Annotated in this window: 15 protein-coding genes; 9 read left to right on the forward strand and 6 right to left on the reverse strand. The window is 71.4% G+C overall.

Annotation, left to right across the window (positions count from 1 at the left end; all coding sequences use genetic code 11):
• Positions 1 to 38: 38 nt before the first annotated feature.
• The 3 genes from E8D34_RS03195 (at position 39) to E8D34_RS03205 (ending at position 3,620) form a co-directional block, all read left to right on the forward strand.
• A complete protein-coding gene (locus tag E8D34_RS03195) occupies positions 39 to 1,787 on the forward strand; it encodes a DEDD exonuclease domain-containing protein (RefSeq protein ID WP_136593142.1) in 1,749 nt (582 codons plus the stop codon).
• A gap of 90 nt (positions 1,788 to 1,877) precedes the next feature.
• Positions 1,878 to 2,156 carry an Lrp/AsnC ligand binding domain-containing protein gene (locus E8D34_RS03200; protein WP_136593143.1) on the forward strand — a complete coding sequence of 93 codons (279 nt, stop codon included), beginning with the start codon at positions 1,878 to 1,880 and terminating at the stop codon, positions 2,154 to 2,156.
• Between the two features lie 6 nt (positions 2,157 to 2,162).
• On the forward strand, positions 2,163 to 3,620 hold the full coding sequence (locus tag E8D34_RS03205) for a hypothetical protein (RefSeq protein WP_136593144.1): 1,458 nt from the start codon (positions 2,163 to 2,165) through the stop codon (positions 3,618 to 3,620).
• Between the two features lie 79 nt (positions 3,621 to 3,699).
• Here the strand turns inward: E8D34_RS03205 and trpD are convergent, their stop codons facing one another.
• Both trpD and E8D34_RS03215 read right to left on the reverse strand, forming a co-directional pair.
• Positions 3,700 to 4,749, reverse strand: coding sequence for an anthranilate phosphoribosyltransferase (gene trpD / locus E8D34_RS03210; protein WP_240771065.1), 1,050 nt, complete (start codon positions 4,747 to 4,749; stop codon positions 3,700 to 3,702).
• Positions 4,746 to 5,147 carry a hypothetical protein gene (locus tag E8D34_RS03215; RefSeq protein WP_206056529.1) on the reverse strand — a complete coding sequence of 134 codons (402 nt, stop codon included), beginning with the start codon at positions 5,145 to 5,147 and terminating at the stop codon, positions 4,746 to 4,748. Before E8D34_RS03215 ends, trpD begins: the two co-directional genes overlap by 4 nt.
• A 160-nt stretch (positions 5,148 to 5,307) precedes the next feature.
• On the opposite strand from E8D34_RS03215, the gene E8D34_RS03220 reads away from it, so the two are divergent.
• The 4 genes from E8D34_RS03220 to E8D34_RS03235 are packed head-to-tail and all read left to right on the forward strand — an operon-like array spanning position 5,308 to position 9,706.
• Positions 5,308 to 5,961, forward strand: a complete 654-nt coding sequence (locus E8D34_RS03220; RefSeq protein ID WP_136593145.1) for a heme-copper oxidase subunit III — start codon at positions 5,308 to 5,310, stop codon at positions 5,959 to 5,961.
• A gap of 46 nt (positions 5,962 to 6,007) precedes the next feature.
• Positions 6,008 to 6,889, forward strand: a complete 882-nt coding sequence (locus E8D34_RS03225; RefSeq protein ID WP_136593146.1) for a cytochrome c — start codon at positions 6,008 to 6,010, stop codon at positions 6,887 to 6,889.
• The gene (locus tag E8D34_RS03230; RefSeq protein ID WP_136593147.1) at positions 6,886 to 8,010 is read left to right on the forward strand and encodes a Rieske 2Fe-2S domain-containing protein; all 1,125 of its coding nucleotides are present in this window, start codon (positions 6,886 to 6,888) and stop codon (positions 8,008 to 8,010) included. The genes E8D34_RS03225 and E8D34_RS03230 overlap by 4 nt, the downstream gene beginning before the upstream one ends.
• A 40-nt stretch (positions 8,011 to 8,050) precedes the next feature.
• Positions 8,051 to 9,706: a ubiquinol-cytochrome c reductase cytochrome b subunit gene (locus tag E8D34_RS03235; protein WP_240771094.1), complete on the forward strand. Its 1,656-nt coding sequence runs from the start codon at positions 8,051 to 8,053 to the stop codon at positions 9,704 to 9,706.
• A 565-nt stretch (positions 9,707 to 10,271) separates the two neighbouring features.
• Here E8D34_RS03235 and E8D34_RS03240 read toward each other — a convergent pair.
• From E8D34_RS03240 to coxB, 4 genes are all read right to left on the reverse strand, one after another.
• Complete coding sequence (locus tag E8D34_RS03240; protein WP_206056530.1) at positions 10,272 to 11,483, reverse strand: Ig-like domain-containing protein; 1,212 nt, start codon at positions 11,481 to 11,483, stop codon at positions 10,272 to 10,274.
• A gap of 124 nt (positions 11,484 to 11,607) precedes the next feature.
• The gene (locus E8D34_RS03245; RefSeq protein ID WP_136593149.1) at positions 11,608 to 12,024 is read right to left on the reverse strand and encodes a cytochrome c oxidase subunit 4; all 417 of its coding nucleotides are present in this window, start codon (positions 12,022 to 12,024) and stop codon (positions 11,608 to 11,610) included.
• A complete protein-coding gene (gene ctaD / locus E8D34_RS03250) occupies positions 12,024 to 13,706 on the reverse strand; it encodes a cytochrome c oxidase subunit I (protein WP_136593378.1) in 1,683 nt (560 codons plus the stop codon). The genes E8D34_RS03245 and ctaD overlap by 1 nt, the downstream gene beginning before the upstream one ends.
• Positions 13,707 to 13,774: 68 nt before the next feature.
• On the reverse strand, positions 13,775 to 14,512 hold the full coding sequence (gene coxB / locus E8D34_RS21005) for a cytochrome c oxidase subunit II (RefSeq protein WP_136593150.1): 738 nt from the start codon (positions 14,510 to 14,512) through the stop codon (positions 13,775 to 13,777).
• A gap of 292 nt (positions 14,513 to 14,804) precedes the next feature.
• Between coxB and E8D34_RS03260 the strand changes: the two genes are divergently transcribed.
• Positions 14,805 to 15,947 (forward strand): aminotransferase class V-fold PLP-dependent enzyme, encoded by a 1,143-nt coding sequence (locus E8D34_RS03260; protein WP_240771066.1) that lies wholly within the window; start codon positions 14,805 to 14,807, stop codon positions 15,945 to 15,947.
• Positions 15,944 to 16,177, forward strand: a complete 234-nt coding sequence (locus E8D34_RS03265; RefSeq protein WP_136593152.1) for a sulfurtransferase TusA family protein — start codon at positions 15,944 to 15,946, stop codon at positions 16,175 to 16,177. Before E8D34_RS03260 ends, E8D34_RS03265 begins: the two co-directional genes overlap by 4 nt.
• Positions 16,178 to 16,185 lie beyond the last annotated feature (8 nt).

Below are 16,185 nucleotides of genomic sequence, written 5' to 3' on the forward strand. Positions count from 1 at the left end.
CCCGGGGTTGTGTCGTGCGCGCGGCCTAGGTTGGCGCCATGACCACCGAGGCACCCGAGCTCGTCCGTCCCACCAGGTGGGAGGCCCAGCGCGGGTTCGACGACCTCGGGCGCCCACTGCACGGGGTGACCTTCTGCGTGGTCGACCTGGAGACGACCGGCGGCTCGGTGCGCGACGGCGACCGGATCACCGAGATCGGCGCCGTGAAGGTCCGCGGCGGCGAGGTGCTCGGCGAGTTCCAGACGCTGGTCAACCCCCATCAGCCGATCCCGCCGTTCATCGCGGTGCTGACCGGGATCACGACCGCGATGGTCGCGGACGCGCCGCGCATCGACAGCGCGCTGCCGGCGTTCCTCGAGTTCGCGGCCGGCAGCGTGCTGGTCGCCCACAACGCGCGGTTCGACGTCGGCTTCCTGCGCCACTTCGCCGCCGACCAGGAACTGGTCTGGCCCGACTTCGAGGTGCTCGACACCGTGAAGCTCGCGCGCCACGTCGTCAGCCGCGAGGAGTCGCGCGACCACAAGCTCTCCTCGCTCGCGCGTGTCTTCGGCGCCACGACCACGCCGAACCACCGGGCCCTGGCCGACGCCCGGGCCACGGTCGACGTGCTGCACGGGCTGATCGGCCGCCTCGGAGGCCTCGGCGTGCACACCCTCGAGGACCTCCAGTCCTACTCCGCCAAGGTCGCCGCGCCGCAGCGGCGCAAGCGTCACCTGGCCGACCACCTGCCCCACGCCCCCGGCGTCTACCTGTTCAAGGACTCCGGCGACCGGGTGCTCTACGTCGGCACCTCGAAGGACCTGCGCAAGCGCGTCCGCTCCTACTTCACCGCCTCCGAGACCCGGACGCGGATCGGAGAGATGGTCCGGATCGCCGAGGCCGTCACCGGGCTCACCTGCGCCACGCCGTTGGAGGCCGAGGTCCGCGAGCTGCGGCTGATCGCCGAGCACAAGCCGCCCTACAACCGCCGATCGCGCCATCCGGAGAAGGTGAGCTACCTCAAGCTCACCCGGGAGGCGTGGCCCCGACTCTCGGTGGTGCGTCGGGTCGCCGACGACCAGGCCGACTACCTCGGTCCGTTCTCCTCCCGCAGTGCCGCCGAGGCCAGCCTGGCCGCGCTCCACGAGGTCTTCCCGCTCCGACAGTGCACCGACCGCCTGGGGCGCACCACCCATCGCTCCCCCTGCGCCCTGGCCGAGCTCGGCCGCTGCCTCTCCCCCTGCGACGGCAGTGTCGACGAGCTGACCTACGGGGCCGTCGTGCGCCAGGTCCGCGACGCTCTCGTGGCCCGTCCCGAGCAGGTGGTGGAGGCGATCGAGCACAAGCTGAGCGCCCTCGCCGCCGAGGAGCGCTTCGAGGAGGCGGCAGCACACCGCGACCGACTCGCCGCGTTCGTCCGCGCCGCGGCGCGGACCCAGCGCCTCGGACCCCTGGTCGAGTGCCCCGAGATCGTCGCCGCCCGGCGCGAGGACGACGGACGCTGGGCGGTCCACGTGGTCCGCCACGGACGCCTCGCCGCGGCCGGCGTGATTCCCAGCGGCATGGACGCCACCCGCTACGTCGAGGACCTGCGGGCGAGCGCCGAGACGGTGCCGTCGGGGACGAAGCCGCCGGCGACCGCCGAGGAGTCCGAGCGGATCCTGGCGTGGCTCGAGCGCCCGGGCGTCCGGCTGGTCGAGGTCGAGGGCGCCTGGACCTGCCCGGTCACCGGCGCTGGTCGCCACCTCGAGCGGTGGGCGGCACCGGCGCTCGGCCGCGACCCCGCTGCCGCGACCGGGAGGTCCTGACCGGTCCGCCCGCGGAACGCCCCGCGGAGAGCGCGGTGCAATGCGGCGCGCTCCCGGCCGGATCGCGACGCGACCTCATAGAGTGTCGCCATGATCACCGCCATCGTGTTCGTGAAAGCCGAGACCGCCCGGATCCCCGAGGTGGCGGAGGCGATCGCGGCGCTCGAGGGCGTGAGCGAGGTCTACTCCGTGACCGGCCAGATCGACCTGATCGCGCTCGTCCGGGTGCGCCGGCACGAGGACATCGCCGTCGTGGTCTCCGACCAGCTCAACAAGGTCTCCGGCGTGGTGGACACCGAGACCCACATCGCCTACCGGGCCTACTCGCGGCACGACCTGGAGTCGGCCTTCTCCCTCGGTCTCGACTGAGCACCGGTGGACGCGTCCGCCGCGACCGAGAGCGCGACAGCGCCCACGCCGGGGCCCGTCACTGCGCCCGGCGCCAGGTTCCCGCTGCTCGCCCGGGTCGCCCCCTTCCTGCTCGGAGGCGTCCTCGTCGCCGTCCTGGTCGGCATCCGGATGTCGGCCTTCGGCAGCTGGGACACCTACTTCCACCTCCGGTTCGGCGCCGAGTTCCTCGGCGCGTGGGAGATCCGCTCCCCCGGGCACGTCGGTCCCGGCCAGTCCGCATCCTGGATCCCGACCCAGTGGCTCAGCCAGGTGGCGATGACGTGGACCCACCAGCACCTGGGGGACGCCGCCTTCGGTGCGCTGTTCCTGGGGCTCTGCGCCGCCCTGCTGTCCGGCGTCTACCTGCTCGCGCGCTCCCGCGCCGGCTCCCTGACCGCGCTGCTGCTCACGGCCGTCGCCGCCATCGGGCTCCAGCCCTGGCTGACGATGCGTCCGCAGATGATCAGCTTCCTGCTCACCGTGGCCGTCGTCGCCGGGTGGCAGCGCGCGGCGCGGCTCCGCACCGTGCCCTGGTGGCTGATCCCCCTCGGGTGGCTCTGGGCTCAGTGCCACGGAATGTGGGCGGTGGGGGTCCTGATCAGCCTCGCGGCCGCGATCGGCACGATCGCCCAGACCCGTCCCGACCGGCGCCGGCGCGCGGCACTGCTCGCGGTGCCGGCGGGCATGGCGCTCGCCGCCCTGGCGACGCCGGTCGGCCCACGGGTCGCCGCGGCACTGTGGGCGGCGACCTCCCGGGCCCCGCACTTCGGCGAGTGGGGCGCGCCCGACTACGCCTCACCCGAGATGTGGCCGATCACCGCGCTGGTGCTGCTGACGATCGCACTGGTGGCCCGGCAACGTGGCCTGGCGCCGTTCGACCTGGTGCTGCTGGTCACCGGCTGCGGGCTCGCGCTCTACTCCCAGCGCACGATCCCGCTGGCCGTGGTGGTGCTGACGCCCGTGGCGGCAGCAGCCATCAACCGGGCGACCGGGCGCCGTCGCGCACCGGTGAACAGGCTCGAGCGCGGCTGCCTCACGGCCGCGGCGCTCACCGTGATCGCCGCCGGCACCGTGTCGGGCAGCGCGACCGCCCCCGGCATCACCGCCGACGTCGACCCGTTCCAGCAGCGGCTGGTCGGGCTCGCACCGCACACCGCCGTGCTCACCGACAGGGGGCTCGGCAGCGCCCTGCTGTGGACCAATCCTGGCCTCGAGATCCCGGTGCACGGCTACGGCGACCTCTACGCCGACGCCGAGCTCGACGCGCTGGACGCGATGGTCCGGGTCGAGCCCGGCTGGGACGCGACGGTACGCCGCCTCGGCGCCGACGTGGCGCTCCTCCCCTCCGACAGCCCGCTCTCGGACGCGCTGCGCCGGGCGGGCTGGGCGCCGGCCCAGGAGACGGAGCGGACGGTGCTGCTCCTGCGCACCGACGCGGGCTGACGCCCGCCGAGCCCAGCACCGCCCCGGCACGGCCCGACACACGGCCTTCGCCGTGCCTCAGCCGGCCCTCAGCCGCCCCTCAGGCGCCGCCGGCCGCAGCGACCCATCGCTCGAGCGCGGAGGCCGCAGCGCCGGAGTCGACGGCCTTCGCCGCGCGCTCCAGGCCGCGGCCCAACGCGTCGGTCACCGGAGCGCCGGGCTCGTCGTAGACGGCCAGCGCGGCGCCCGCGTTGAGCAGCACCGCGTCCCGCACGGGCCCCGACTCGCCGGCCAGGACCCGACGCACCACCTCGGCGTTGTGGGCGGCGTCGCCGCCGCGCAGGTCCTCCGGGGTGGCCGGTGCGATCCCCAGGTCGGCGGGGTCGACCACGGCGGTCGTCACCTGGCCGCCGTGGGCGACCCAGACCCGTGAGGTCGTCGTGGTGGTCAGCTCGTCCAGCCCGTCGTCGCCCCGGAACACCCAGGCGTCGACGCCGCGTCGAGCGAAGACGCCCGCCATCACCGGCGCCATCCGCGCGTCGGCGCAGCCGATCGCCTGCGCCTGGGGGGCGGCCGGGTTGGAGAGCGGGCCGAGGAAGTTGAAGGTCGTCCCGATCCCGAGCTCGCGGCGAACGGTCGCCGCGTGGCGCATCGCGGGGTGGAAGGCAGCCGCGAAGCAGAACGTGATCCCGGCCTCGGTGGCGACCTCGCCGACCCGGCGGGGCGCGAGGTCGAGGCGGACGCCCAGCTGCTCGAGCACGTCCGCGGAGCCGGACTTCGAGGAGGCGGAACGGTTGCCGTGCTTCACGACGGTCGCGCCGGCGCCGGCCGCGACGATCGCGGCCATCGTCGAGATGTTGACCGAGAACGAGCGGTCACCGCCGGTGCCGACGACATCGAGCAAGCGCCCGGGCACGGTGATCGCGTGCCCCGCCGCGTGCATCGCCTCGACGATGCCGGTGAGCTCCTCGATCGACTCGCCCTTGGCGCGCAGCCCGACCGCGAAGCCGGCGATCTGCGCCTCGGTGGCGGCTCCCGCGAGGATCTCGCCCATCGCCCAGGTCGCCTGCTCGGCGCCGAGGTCCGCGCCGGCCACGAGCGTGGCGAGCACGTCCGCCCAGGTCACCGGCGCCAGGTCGGCGCCGCTCACGCGGGCACGCGGTCGCTGAGCAGCGCCGCGACGGCCTCGGCCAGACGAATCGGGTCGAGCGGGTGCGGGACGGCGGCGTCGGCGCGAGACCACGTCGCCAACCAGGCGTCCTGCGGGCGGCCGGTGAGCACCAGGATCGGCGGGCAGTCAGCGATCTCGTCCTTGAGCTGCTTGGCGATGCCCATGCCGCCGGCGGGCACGGCCTCGCCGTCCAGGATGGCCAGCGCCAGGCCACCGGCATCCATGTTCGCGATCACGACCGGCTCGGTCGCCACCTCGACGTACTCGACCTCGGGGAGGTCGGGATGCGGGCGACGGCCCAGCGCCAGGATGACCTGCTCACGGGTGTGCACGTCGTCGCTGTAGACGAGCACCTTCAGCGGCTTCGGGGAGGACACGCGCCGGATGCTACTTGTCCCGGGCCTCCGGCGGAACCGTGACAATCAGCACGACCTGGGACTTTTCCACGCGTGGGGGCCTCGTTCAGGCGTCCCACAGGTTGCTCTCAGGCCACGTTTGGAGGGGGGTGGGGTGCCGCCGGTCGCGTGTACCGCCATAATGAGGCACGTGGCGACCTCAGCAACGGCTTCTCTTCCCGCATCGCGGCTCTACGGCCAGCACGACCGACCGAGCATGGTCGCGGTCGGCACCATCATCTGGCTGTCGAGCGAGCTGATGTTCTTCGCGGCGCTCTTCGCGTCGTACTTCACGATCCGCTCGGTGAGCGAGGACATGTGGGCGGCGAACACCGCGCTCCTGAACGTCCCGTTCGCCCTGGCCAACACCACGATCCTGGTGCTGTCCTCGCTGACCTGCCAGCTGGGCGTCTTCGCCGCGGAGCGCGGCCAGGTCGGTCGCAGCGGCTCGCTCCTGCAGGTCGGCAAGTGGGGCCTGCGCGAGTGGTTCATCCTCACCTACGTCATGGGCGCGGTCTTCATCGGCGGCCAGGCGCTGGAGTACACCGAGCTCATCCACGAGGGCGTGACCATCCCGCACGACGCGTACGGGACGATGTTCTACCTCACCACCGGGTTCCACGGTCTCCACGTGACCGGCGGTCTGATCGCCTTCCTCTTCGTCCTCGGCCGCACCTACATCGCGCGCCGCTTCACCCACGAGCAGGCCGTCAGCGCCATCGTCGTGTCGTACTACTGGCACTTCGTCGACGTCGTCTGGATCGGCCTGTTCGCCACCATCTACCTCGTCAAGTGACGACCCTCTTCCGCCCCGCCCCGACACGGACACGCAAGGACTGAACGTGCGTCTTCTGAACCGCTCCGCCGGTCGCCTGTCACGGCATCGCCGTGGCCCGATCGCCGGACTGATGGTGCTGCTCCTCGGCCTGCTGACGATGGGCGGCCTCTACGCCGCCTTCTCGCCGGCGCAGGCCGACTCCAGCCCGGTCGCCGCGGACGAGCAGCTCATCCAGGAGGGCCGCGAGCTCTTCCTGATCGGCTGCGCGTTCTGCCACGGCCAGAACGGAGAGGGTGTGCTCACCCAGGGCGGCAGCCAGTACGGCCCGGCCCTGACCGACGTGGGCGCCGCCGCCGTCGACTTCCAGGTCGGCACCGGCCGGATGCCGATGGCCCAGCCCGGCGTCCAGGCCCCCCGCAAGGAGGTCGTCTACTCCGACCAGGAGATCGAGGCGCTCTCCGCGTTCGTCGGCTCGCTCGGCACCGGCCCGGCGATCCCCGACGAGGAGCTGTACTCGACCGAGGGCCTGAGCGAGGACGAGCTCAACGAGCTCGTCGTCCGCGGCGGCCAGATCTTCCTGGCCAACTGCACCGCCTGCCACAACTTCGAGGGCTCCGGCGGCGCCATGCCCCGCGGTGGCTACGCCCCGAAGATCCGCGGCGTCGACTCCAAGCACATCTACGAGGCCATGCTGACCGGCCCGCAGTCGATGGACACCTTCTCCGACGGCAACATCCCGCCGGAGGACAAGAAGGCCGTCATCGCCTACCTCGAGACCCTGGACGAGCAGCCCGGGTTCGGTGGATTCAGCTTCGGCAGCCTCGGCCCGGTGAGCGAGGGCATCACCGCCTGGCTCGTCGGCCTCGGCATCCCGGTCGCGTTCGCGGTCTGGATCGCCGCCCACACCACACGCTCGAGCAAGAAGAAGGACGAGGCGCAGGCGTGACCGACGTACACGACACCCACGCGGACGCCACCGGCGCCGAACTGGCGGTGGCGGAGCCGATCGCGGATCCGGGTCTCCCGGAGCACCAGTGGCGTCCCACGGACGTCGACGAGAAGGCCGAGAAGCGGGCCGAGCGACAGGTGGCCGGCTTCTTCGCCGCGTCCGCCGCGTTCACGATCCTCTTCCTGGTCGCGTATTTCACCCTCGACATCGAGGACGACTGGACGATCATCGCGGGCTTCGGCGCCTCGACGATGGCGCTGGGCTTCTCGCTCGGCCTGGCGCTGATGTGCATCGGCGTCGGCATCATCCACTGGGCCCGCAAGCTCATGGCGGACGTCGAGCTGGTCGAGATGCGCCACCCGGCCCGGTCCTCCGACGAGGACCGCGAGGCGTCCCTGGAGGCGCTCAACGCCGGTCTCGCCGAGTCGGGCATCGGCCGCCGGCCGCTGGTCCGCAACTCGCTGCTGGGCGCCGTGGGCCTGCTGGGCCTGCCCGCCGTGGTGATGCTGCGCGACCTCGGCCCGCTGCCGGGCGACAAGCTCGAGCACACGATCTGGGGCCAGGGCGGCAAGACGGTCGACGGCAGGAAGGTCCCGCTGATGCGGGTCTCCCGCGACGCGATCGGCACCCCGATCCTCGCCTCCGACCTGGAGATCGGCGACCTGGTCAACGCCCAGCCCGACGTGTTCTGGAACCCGGAGCGCTACGGCATGGACGAGGCCGACGTCGAGGGCGTCAACCTCCAGGTCGAGAAGGCCAAGTCCTCCCTGATCCTGCTCCGGATGGACCCGGCCGACATCAAGCCCGGCAAGGCCGCCGACGGCAGCAGCCGGGAGAACTGGTCGGTCAACGGCATCGTGGCGTACTCCAAGATCTGCACCCACGTGGGCTGCCCGATCTCGCTGAACGAGCGGACGACGCACCACCTGCTCTGCCCCTGCCACCAGTCCACCTTCGACCTCGCCGACTCCGGCAAGGTCGTGTTCGGCCCCGCCGGACGTCCGCTGCCCCAGCTGCCGCTGGCCGTGGACGACGAGGGATACCTGGTCGCGCAGAGCGACTTCGACGAGCCGGTCGGCCCGAGCTACTGGGAGCGTGACTACTATGACCGCTGGTGACATGAGCAAGGTCGCCGCGACCAACGGCACCGAGCCGGCGATGCCCGGCAAGAGCAGCCAGCGGGCCGGCGTCGTCGCCAACTGGGCCGACGAGCGTCTGGGCCTCGGCTCGGCGATGAAGAAGAACCTGCGCAAGGTCTTCCCCGACCACTGGTCGTTCATGCTCGGCGAGGTGGCTCTGTGGAGCTTCGTCGTCCTGCTGCTCAGCGGCGTCTTCCTGACGCTGTGGTTCGACCCGAGCATGGCCGAGGTGCAGTACAACGGCACCTACGACCCGCTGCGCGGGGTCCACATGTCGGCGGCGTTCGCCTCGACGCTGGACATCTCGTTCGACGTCCGCGGTGGTCTGCTCATGCGGCAGATGCACCACTGGGCGGCGATGATCTTCATCGCCTCGATGATGATCCACCTGATGCGGGTCTACCTCACCGGCGCGTTCCGCAAGCCGCGCGAGGTCAACTGGCTGATCGGCTGCCTGCTGCTGCTGCTCGGCACCATCGAGGGCTTCACCGGCTACTCGCTCCCCGACGACCTGCTCTCGGGCACCGGCGTCCGGGCCGCGGACGGCTTCATGAAGGCGACCCCGGTGGTCGGCACCTACATGTCGTTCTTCCTCTTCGGCGGCGAGTTCCCGGGTGACTCGATCATCCCGCGCTTCTACGTCATGCACATCCTGCTCATCCCGGGCCTGCTGCTGGCGCTGATCGCTGCCCACATGCTGCTGCTCGTGTACCACAAGCACACCCAGTGGCCTGGTCCCGGCCGGACGCAGGAGAACGTCGTCGGCTACCCGATGCTCCCCGTCTACGCCGCCAAGGCCGGTGGCTTCTTCTTCATCGTGTTCGGCGTGACCGCCCTGATGGGTGGCCTGTTCTCGATCAACAACGTGTGGAAGCTCGGTCCCTACGACCCGTCCAAGGTGACCGCCGGCTCGCAGCCCGACTGGTACATGGGCTGGCCCGACGGCCTGCTGCGGATCATCCCGGCGTGGGAGACCCACCTGTGGGGCTTCACCGTGTCGTGGAACATCATGCTGCCGATCCTGGTGGCGCCGCCGCTGCTGCTGATCATCCTGATGCTGCTGCCGTTCATCGAGTCCTGGGTGACCGGCGACAAGCGGGAGCACCACCTCCTGCAGCGGCCGCGGAACGCTCCGACCCGCACCGCGGTGCTGGTGGCGCTGATGACCTTCTACGGCCTCTCCTGGGCCGCGGGCGGCAACGACATCATCGCGATCAAGTTCCACCTGAGCATCAACCAGATCACCTACTTCATGAGGGCCGCGGTCTTCATCGGCCCGGTGATCGCCTTCTTCATCACGCGTCGCTGGTGCATCTCGCTGCAGCGTCACGACAACGAGAAGCTGCTGCACGGCTACGAGTCCGGTGTGCTGGTCCGCTCCCCCGATGGCGGGTACGCCGAGAAGCACCTGCCGCTTCCGGAGGCCAAGGCCTACACGCTCACGGCTCGTGACCGCGACCCGGAGGTCGAGGAGGTCGACGAGACGCTGACCGGTCGCGAGGGTCGCAAGGCCCGCCTGCGCAACCGGCTGCAGAAGCTGTACTTCGCCGACAACCAGCAGAAGCCGTCCGCCGAGGAGCTGCACGACGCGCAGCACCACGCCGAGCACGAGCTGCACGAGCTCGAGTCGCAGATCGCCGCCGGGCCGAACCGGCACGGTCCGGCCGAGCACTGAGCCTCACGGCTCCGGCACGACGAAGCGGGCCCGCTCCCCTCGGGGGGGGCGGGCCCGCTTCGTCGTTTCAGTGCGCCCGTCGACGGGCGGCAGCAGCCAGGATGATCACGCCCCTTAGTGCCGCGCGCCCGGCGCCGATCGGGCCTGGTGCCGCGCTCCCGGCGCCGATCGGGCCTGGTGCCGCGCTCCCGGCGCCGGTCGGGCCTGGCGCCGCGCTCCCGGCGCCGATCGGGCCTGGTGGCGTGCCCCCGGCGCCGATCGGGCCTGGTGGCGTGCCCCCGGCGCCGATCGGGCCTGGTGGCGTGCCCCGAATGCCGGGCTCCTGGTGGCGCTGGCCCGGTGCCGCCGCGCGCGACCGCCGCCGGCTGCCGCCCGCTGCGCCACCCGGCGCCGACCGCCATCTCACGCGGTCGGTGTCTTAGCCGGCCGCACTCCCCCACCACACGCCCGGGAGGGACTCGTCGAGGTGGGTGTCACCCACGCAGGGCTGCAGGGCCTCAGAACGGCCGTGCTGGAGCCGTGCGGGCGCGATGGGAGGAGACCCTCGCGGGCCATCCCCCGCCGCTCAGAGTGCGGAGTCCGCCTTGTAGTCGCGGTAGTCGATGTTCCAGTCGCCGTAGCCGTTCGTCGGCTCCATCGGGCGGTCGGTGCCGGTGTACTCGACGACATCGCCGCGGCGGCTCATCGCGTAGAGCCAGCCGGCGTTCTCGGTGCTCATGCCGGTGCAGCCGTGCGACACGTTGGCGTAGCCCTGCGACCCGACCGACCAGGGCGCGGCGTGGATGAACTCGCCGGAGTAGGTGAGCCGCATCGCCCACTTCACGTCGTCGATGTCGTAGGCCTCCGCGCTGTCGGCGGGGATGCCGACGGTCTCGGAGTTCATCCGCTTCTCGGCGAACTTCTCGATGATCACCTTCGTGCCGGAGCGGGTGGTGAAGCCGGCCTTGCCGGTGGTGATCGGGATGGTGCGCAGCAGGTCGCCGTTGGAGAAGACCTTCATCTGGTGGGTCCGGGCATCGACCTTGTAGACGTGGGCGTCGCCGACGGTGAAGTCGACCACCCGGTCCTCCTGGCCGTAGATGCCGCCGCCGGCGTCCACGCCGTTGACGTCGGCCTCGACGTGGACCTGGGTGCCCGCCTGCCAGTACGTCCTGGGGCGCCAGTGCACCTCGTTGTCGCTGATCCAGTGCCAACTGCCGGCCTGGGCCGGCGTGGACGTGACGGAGAGGTGCTGCTCGATGGAGGCGCGGTCGGTGACCGCGACGTCGAAGGTGACGATGACGGGCATGCCCACGCCCACCGTCTCCCCGTCCAGCGGCGCGACCGAGGGGTAGGTCTGCTGGTCCAGGGTCAGCGCCTGCGTGGTGAACGAGGTGGTGCGTCGCGTCCGCGTGCCCTCGGCGCCACGGGCGACCGCGGTGACCGTGTAGGTCTGGCCCGGCTCGAGGCGGTCCTCGGCCGTCCACGTCGTCCCGTCCTGCGACAGGCTGCCGGGGAGCTCACCGTCGGCGTAGCCGGCCGTGACCTTGGTCAGGCTTCCCCGCTTGGCGCCGACGGTGACCAGGGTCGAGACCGGGACGTCGGTGGCGCCCCGCGCGATGTTGGTGCGCACGACTGGGGCGGCCGGCGCCGCCGAGGTCTCGGCGACGGACGGTTCGTCGCCCGGCCCCAGGGCGCCGATGCCGGCGCTCGCGTCGCAGCCCGCCAGCCCGAGCAGGGCCAGCGCCGCCACCAGGGCGGCGCCGCGGGCACGAAGGGAGCGGGCGGAGTTCGTCACGCACCGAGGATAACGAGCCGGAGGTGATAGGCCGGCATCCACGGCTCCGGGCGCGTGGCGCTGCGCGAAAAGCAACCGAGGCCGCCCCGTGCGGGGCGGCCTCGGCCGGTGGAGCGGGCACGCCTCAGTGGGCGTGCTCACCCCGGTAGTACTCGAAGATCCAACCGGCCAGCGCCAGCGTGCCGAGCGCGAGGCCGATGATGAACAGCCACCAGGCCAGCATCGCCAGGGCGAAGACGATGATGCCCAGCGTGGCGGCGCACCACAGCGGCCACCAGGAGTACGGCGGGAAGAAGCCGAGCTCGCCGGCGCCGTCCGCGATCTCGCCGTCCTTGCGGTCCTCCGGCCGGGCGTCCATCCGCTTGGCGTGGAATCCCAGGTAGAGGGTGACCATCGCGCCCAGGAGGGCGGTCATCGCCAGCGCCGAGGTGCCGGTCCAGTCGGCGCCGGTGGAGCCGGCGTCCGTGACGAACCAGTAGGCGGGGGCGACCAGGACCAGGAAGATCGTGGTCATCCCGAAGATCCAGGCTTCGACCTTCATCAGGCGTCACCATCCTTCTTCTCGGCCTGCTCGCTCAGGTGCGCGGCGCGACCCTCCGTGTCCGGGAGGTCGGCCGGGGCGCCCGAGGTGGCGAACTCGGCGGGGTTGTCGTCCATCTCGATCGCGGCGATCTCGGGGTGGTGCAGGTCGAACGCCGGCGACTCCGACCGGATCCGCGGGATCGAGTGGAAGTTGTGACGCGGCGGCGGGCAGCTGGTCGCCCACTCCAGGGACCGTCCCCAGCCCCACGGGTCGTCGGTGTTGACCAGCGGCGACTTCCGCGACGCCCACACGTTGTAGAAGAACGGGAGCATCGAGGTGGCCAGGACGAACGAGCCGATGGTGGAGAGCTGGTTCAGCGCGGTGAAGCCGTCGCCGGGCAGGTAGTCGGCGTACCGACGCGGCATGCCCTCGATGCCCAGCCAGTGCTGCACCAGGAAGGTGGTGTGGAAGCCGATGAACAGCAGCCAGAAGTGGATCTTGCCGAGGCGCTCGTCCAGCATCCGACCGGTGAACTTGGGCCACCAGAAGTAGAAGCCGGCGAACATCGCGAACACGACCGTGCCGAACACCGTGTAGTGGAAGTGGGCCACCACGAAGTAGGAGTCCGAGACGTGGAAGTCGAGCGGCGGGCTGGCCAGGATGATGCCGGTCAGACCACCGAACAGGAACGTCGTGAGGAAGCCGATCGACCACAGCATCGGGGTGTCCAGGCGGATCGAGCCGCCCCACATCGTGCCGATCCAGTTGAAGAACTTCACACCGGTCGGGACCGCGATCAGGAACGTCATGCCGGAGAAGAACGGCAGGTTGACCGCACCCGTGACGAACATGTGGTGCGCCCACACCGCGACCGAGAGGATCGCGATGCCGAGCGTCGCGGCGACCAGGCCGACGTAGCCGAAGATCGGCTTGCGGCTGAAGACCGGCAGGATCTCGGAGACGATGCCGAAGAACGGCAGCGCGATGATGTACACCTCGGGGTGACCGAAGAACCAGAACAGGTGCTGCCACAGGATCGCCCCGCCGTGCGAGGTGTCGAACACGTGGGCGCCGATGGCGCGGTCGGCCTCGAGCGAGAGCAGCGCGCCGGCCAGGATCGGGAACGCGATGAGCACCAGGATGCCGGTGATCAGCACGGTCCACACGAAGATCGGCATCCGGAACATGGTCATGCCGGGGGCGCGCATGCAGATGATCGTGGTGATGAAGTTGACCGCACCCAGGATGGTGCCCAGACCACCCATCCACAGACCCATGATCCACAGGTCACCGCCGACGCCGGGGCTGTTCACCGAGTCCGACAGCGGGGTGTAGGCGAACCAGCCGAAGGAGGCCGCGCCCTGCGGGGTGAGGAAGCCGGCGGCGGCGATCAGTCCACCGAACAGGTACAGCCAGTAGCTGAACATGTTCAGGCGCGGGAACGCGACGTCGGGCGCACCGATCTGCAGCGGCATGATCGCGTTGCCGAAGCCGAAGAACAGCGGCGTCGCGAACAGCAGCAGCATGATCGTGCCGTGCATGGTGAAGAGCTGGTTGTACAGCTCCTCGTTGACCAGCTGGCTACCCGGGTAGGCCAGCTCGGAGCGGATCAGCAGCGCCATCACGCCGCCGACCACGAACCAGAACAGCGCGGTGATGAAGTACAGGTTGCCGATCAGCTTGTGATCGGTCGTGGTCATCGCCCGCACCAGGAGCTTGCCCAGGGGCTTGCGCTCCGTGAGCTCCGCGGAACGTGCTGCGGTGGCGGTCACGAGTGCTCTCCCTCGGTGTCGAGGCCGTTGAGGTACGGCTGGGTGGAGTAGGCGCCGCCGAGCACCGGCTCGTCGGCGACGTGGTCGGGATCCTGGGCCAGCTCGGCGAGGTACGCGTCGTAGTCCTCGGGGGTGACGACCTCGACGTTGAACAGCATCCGCGAGTGGTAGGCGCCGCACAGCTCGTAGCACTTGCCGACGTACTCGCCGACCTCGGTCGGCGTCACCTGGTAGGCGTTGTTCTCGCCGGGGATGACGTCCATCCGCATCGCGAAGGCGGGGATGCCGAAGTTGTGGATCACGTCGGGGCTGTAGAGGTCGAACTGGACCGTCTCGTCGACCGGGATGACCAGCGTCGGGATGTCCTCACCGGTGCCCGAGACGAAGACGTACCCGTCCTCGTAGGGGTGGTTGAACGTCCACGACCACTTCTGGCCGACCACGTCCACGACGACGTCGGGGTCGTCGACCAGCTCGGTAGCGATGTTCTGCACCCGCACGGTGTGCGAGAAGAACGCGATCACCATGATGATCGGGAAGATCGTGTAGAAGATCTCCACCGGCAGGTTGTACCGGGTCTGGACGGGGACCTCGTCGTCACTGCGACGGCGGAACCAGAACAGCGGACCCAGGATCAGCGCCCAGGTGACCACACCGGTGATCAGCGCCGCGATCCAGGCCCCCTGCCACAGGGACAGGATGTGCTCGCCCTGCTCGGACTTGATCTCCGGCATGCCGAACCGCTCCCACTGGGTGTCGGTGGCGCAGCCGGAGAGTGCGAGCGCGAGTACAGCGAAACCGGCGAACGGGAGCGTCCGACGCAGAGTGCGCCGACCCCGCGTGCGCTCGGGATGCCACAAGCCCACGAACGAGCCTTCCTCTCGAGGGTCAGATCTGACGAAAACCTTAGCGGAGCCTGAGATTCGGCGCCCCCCGGGGTGGTCCCGCGAGAGGCTCCCGGGGTCGCACCGGGTCGCACCGTGGTCGGGCCCGAGTCTTCTGAAGCGACATCCTAGGGTCTGTGGTGTGCACAGCGCCCCGACCCCTGGAGGGAGCCACGGCGAAGCGACCGCCGCGGTCTACCTCGACGCCGCCTCCTCGACCGCCCTCCACCCGGCGGCGCGGGACGTGCTGACCGCGGCACTCGAGCGCGGGTACGGCGACCCCCGCCGGCTGCACCGCACCGGGCGCGACGCCCGTCTCCTGCTGGACAACGCGCGCGCGGTGGTGGCCGAGTGCCTCGGGATCCGCCCCGACGAGGTCGCGTTCACGGCGTCCGGCACCGAGGCCGTGCAGCGCGGCCTGCTCGGCCTGGTCGAGGCCAGCACGCGGGACGGCATCGCGCACACCACCGTCGAGCACTCCTCGGTGCTGCACGCGGTCGCCTGGCGCCCCGGCGCCCACGTCGCCCTCCCGGTCGACGGGCACGGCCGGGTCGCCCCGGCCGACGTCGCCGAGGCAGCGCGGCGCCCCGGCACGGCAGCGGTCGCGGTGCAGGCCGCCAACCAGGAGATCGGCACCCGCCAGCCCGTCGACGACCTCGACCTGCCCGTCGGCGTACCGCTGCTCGTGGACGCGGCCGCTGCCCTCGGGCACGGCCCGCTGCCGCGGCGCTGGGACGCGCTCACCGCGTCGGCGCACACCTGGGGCGGCCCGGCCGGCGTGGGCGTGCTGGCGCTGCGCCACGGCACCCGGTGGCACAACCCGTTCCCCGGCGAGGACCGACCCGAACCGGACGGCTTCCCGAACGTGCCGGCGGCGCTGGCCGCGGCAGCGGCGCTGCAGGCGACGCTGGCCGAGGAGGCGGAGGTGTCGCGGCGCCAGCACGCACTCGTGGACCGGATCCGGACCGCCGCGTCGGCGCTGCCCGACACCGAGGTGGTCGGCGACCCCGAGGACCGCCTGCCCCACCTGGTCACCTTCTCCTGCCTCTACCTGGCCGGCGACGAGCTGGTCACCGAGCTGGACCGGCAGGGCTTCGGCGTGGCCAGCGGCTCGGCGTGCACCGCCTCCACGCTGGAGCCGAGCCACGTGCTCGCCGCGATCGGGGCGCTGACCCACGGCAACGTCCGGGTCTCGCTCACCCGCGAGACCACCGCCGAGCAGGTCGACGCCTTCTGCCGCGCGCTCACCGCCACGGTCAGCCGGCTCCGCGAGGGACTCCTGTGAGCGCCCCGGTCGAGCTCGACTGCCGGGACCTCCCCTGCCCGCGGCCGATCATCGAGCTGGCCCGAGCGCTGCCCGACGTCGCGGTCGGCGAGACGCTCGCGGTGCTCGCGCGCGACCCGGCGGCGCGCCACGACGTGCCGGCTTGGTGCCGGATGCGCGGCCAGGAGTACGTCGGCGAGGAGACCGCCGAGGACGGGACGCCGCGCTACGTCGTACGGCGGCTCTCCTGACCGCGCGG

The organism is Nocardioides sp. GY 10113 (genome assembly GCF_004919105.1).
GTDB lineage: Bacteria > Actinomycetota > Actinomycetes > Propionibacteriales > Nocardioidaceae > Nocardioides.

Bases quoted from the DNA above. Each gene is read 5' to 3' on its own strand.
- E8D34_RS03235 (WP_240771094.1), top strand. From the start codon at position 8,051: ATGCCCGGCAAGAGCAGCCAGCGGGCCGGCGTCGTCGCCAACTGGGCC.
- E8D34_RS03200 (WP_136593143.1), top strand. From the start codon at position 1,878: ATGATCACCGCCATCGTGTTCGTGAAAGCCGAGACCGCCCGGATCCCC.
- ctaD (WP_136593378.1), bottom strand. From the start codon at position 13,706: ATGACCACGACCGATCACAAGCTGATCGGCAACCTGTACTTCATCACC.
- E8D34_RS03245 (WP_136593149.1), bottom strand. From the start codon at position 12,024: ATGAAGGTCGAAGCCTGGATCTTCGGGATGACCACGATCTTCCTGGTC.
- coxB (WP_136593150.1), bottom strand. From the start codon at position 14,512: ATGCCGGAGATCAAGTCCGAGCAGGGCGAGCACATCCTGTCCCTGTGG.
- E8D34_RS03195 (WP_136593142.1), top strand. From the start codon at position 39: ATGACCACCGAGGCACCCGAGCTCGTCCGTCCCACCAGGTGGGAGGCC.
- E8D34_RS03220 (WP_136593145.1), top strand. From the start codon at position 5,308: ATGAGGCACGTGGCGACCTCAGCAACGGCTTCTCTTCCCGCATCGCGG.